At 45.1% G+C, this 1,184-nt stretch carries 1 protein-coding gene; it reads left to right on the forward strand.

Annotated features, from left to right (window positions below; all coding sequences use genetic code 11):
* A partial coding sequence (locus A3735_RS23470) for a Lon protease family protein (protein WP_156499867.1) occupies positions 1 to 1,184 on the forward strand: 1,184 nt, incomplete at both ends.

Here is a 1,184-nt window from a genome sequence, read left to right on the forward strand (position 1 = left end):
TACCGACTACTCCTTAATTCGCTCGGGTTGCTTACATCGTGCCAACGGTGGCTACCTGTTGATTGATGCGGCGAAGGTGCTTGAACAACCTTTTGTGTGGGACGGGATCAAGCGAGCNCTGCGTTCCAAGGAACTGCAAATCAATTCCCTGGAAAGAGAAGTGACTTTGTCTGGAACGATTTCTTTGGAACCGGAACCGATTCCATTAGATGTTAAGATTATTCTCTTTGGTGACCTCGAAACTTATCTATTGCTTCAGAATTACGACCCTGAGTTTGAAGAACTGTTTAAAGTGACAGCGGACTTCGAAAACGAAATGAATCGTACGCCTGAATCACAGATGCTTTACGCAAAATTCATTTCTAGTCTCGTACACGAAAAAGGCTTTCTTCACTGTGACAAGAAAGCGGTGGCTCGGGTAATTGAGTTTAGCTCCCGCCAGGCTGAAAATCAGAATAAGTTGTCACTTCACGCCTCTGAAATATCTAATTTGCTGCGAGAGTCAAACTACTGGGCGCGTGAGCAACGTTCAACAATGATCAGACAGTCTCACGTAGAGCGCGCTTTAGAAAGTGCCGAACACCGCAATGGGCGAATCAAAGATCAACTGTTTGATACGATAAGAGATGGCTCTACTTTGCTATCCGTTAGCGGTTCGGTTGTTGGGCAGATCAATGCACTGTCAGTGTACTCCACGGCGGGTTCGGAGTTCGGAATGCCAAACCGTGTTACTGCAAATTGTTATTTTGGTGATGGTGATATCACAGATATCGAGCATCATGCCAAGTTGGGCGGCAATATCCATACTAAGGGGATTTTGATCCTATCGTCTTATTTGTCATCCTTATTTGCAAAAGATGATCTGATGCCTCTATCTGCAAGTATTGCTTTTGAACAGTCTTACGGTGAGGTTGATGGCGATAGCGCGTCGATGGCCGAGTTCTGCGCCTTAATTTCTTCACTTGCTGATGTGCCAATTCTTCAGCACTTCGCAGTGACCGGCTCAGTGAATCAGTTTGGTGAAGTTCAGCCAATTGGTGGCGCAAATGAGAAAATAGAAGGCTTTCTCGATGCTTGTGAGTTAATCGGCAGTGATCAGAAGCAAGCGGTTATTATCCCTAAAAGCAATATTGCCAATCTTATGTTAAGCCAGAAGGTGATTAATGCCGTTAAGAAAAAGCGCT

It is taken from the genome of Oleiphilus sp. HI0061 (assembly GCF_001635675.1).